This is a genomic window from uncultured Campylobacter sp., from assembly GCF_938030815.1.
Taxonomy (GTDB): Bacteria; Campylobacterota; Campylobacteria; order Campylobacterales; family Campylobacteraceae; genus Campylobacter_B.
Window position 1 is genome coordinate 1 of the sequence record NZ_CALHII010000083.1, and the last position, 1,713, is coordinate 1,713.

Below are 1,713 nucleotides of genomic sequence, written 5' to 3' on the forward strand. Positions count from 1 at the left end.
TAGCTCTTTCTTTTGCCAAAGTTGTTATAACAGTATTTTTAGAAATAATAATTTTTTTATCATATAAATCTTTAAGATTATTAGCTGTTATCACATTTTTATCTCTTAAAGAGTTTATTTCTAAATCTTTTTTCTTCAACATATAGTCTGCTAATTCCTTAGCTTGTACAAATATTAGTCCAAAATCTTTTAATCTTTCAACATTTGAATTTATAAGCTTTGCATAAGGAACTTCACTATTTACTATACAAGAATCATAGGCTGCAATTACTCTTTTTTCTAGCAATAAAGCCTTTGAAACTAAATTTGTTATAGCATTATCTCTTATTCCAACAACTAGCTTTGCAACTGTATTCTTTGTAAGTAGTGGAAGAAGAATAATATTGTGTTTAGATAAAATTTCATCATAATTTTTAAAAACCAAAATTTAAAAAGCACAGAATTTTACCCCAGGTTTTGAATTGAGTAAAAAGCCGGCGAAATGTAGGAGCTTCTAAAACGCAAAATTTATCCATTAGAATTTTCCTCACTCATAAGCGCCTCAGCGATGAGCTCCAGCGGATTTACGCACCTCATCTGCGAGCCATTTAAAGAAAGCGAGTTATTTAGCTGCATCCTGCACGCACTGCACTCGGCAGAAACTACGCGCACAGGCAGATCTGCCATTGCGCGCGCCTTAGCTAATCCCGCTGCGCGCGCGAGCTCGTAGCGCTCGGTCTGCATCGTCACGCCGCCAAATCCACAGCATTTATTAGGCTCATCCATCTCGGTTATTTCGTAGTTTTGAGCGAGCAAGCCGCGCGGTTCTTTCCAAATACCCTGCATTTTGCGGGCATGGCACGGATCGTGATAAGTAATCGCTAAAGCCCTTTTGCCGCGGCGCATCAAAAGATCACTTAAGTTTGTAAATTTATAAAAGTATTCGCTCGCCATAAAAATTTTACTCGCAAGCTTTTGCGCACGGACTTTCCATTGCGGCTCATTTTCAAAAAAATTCGCGTAATCCACCCGCAGCATCGCAGAGCACGTAGCCTCGGGCACGATAATTGCATCAAGAGCAGGCATGACTCTTTCGAAATATGCTATATTAAATTTTGCCACGCGTTCAACCGCCGCAAAATCTCCCGTAAAATACGCAGGAGCGCCGCAACAGGCTTGTTCCTTCATCAAATTTACGTTTAGCTTTAGCGCTCGCGCGATATGTAAAACCGCCTCGCCTACGCCCGTGTAAGCGTAGTTTGCCATGCAGCCTATAAAAATTCCGATAGTTTTTTCGCCGCCGTTGTCGATAAGCTCTGCGTGCGAGTTCATAAAACTCTTTTTCGCAGGAGCAGGCAGCAGGCGCTCTTTTTTAAGTAGTGGTAAGCCAAATCTAGGCGACATAGAGCTTTGCGTATCTTTTCGCATCTTAAAGCCACAGCTAAGAAACACGTATCCAAGCGCTGCTGCTAGATCCAGCGCTTTGCGGTGCCCGAGCAGCCAAAACGCAGCCTTTTTGTACCACGCGATGCCAAATTTTTCCGCAATGCGCGCGCGAACATTCTCGATTGCCGTATCTATGGGCAAAGACTCGCCGCAAATATCTACGCAGTTGGTGCATAAAAAGCAGCTTTCAAAAATTTTCTTAGCGTTTTTATCAAGCTTTAGTTCATTCCTGCCGTAAGCGCCCAAAAGATCCACAAATCCGCGCGGGCTCGTTACTTCATCGCCGTT

Annotated in this window: 1 protein-coding gene and 1 pseudogene; both read right to left on the minus strand. The window is 42.2% G+C overall.

All coding sequences use genetic code 11. The annotated features are described in order from the left end of the window. A pseudogene (locus Q0277_RS03075) lies at positions 1-424 on the minus strand (hypothetical protein); the annotation flags it as partial. Between the two features lie 83 nt (positions 425-507). Then, a partial coding sequence (locus Q0277_RS03080; protein ID WP_297995480.1) for a (Fe-S)-binding protein occupies positions 508-1,713 on the minus strand: 1,206 nt, incomplete at its 5' end.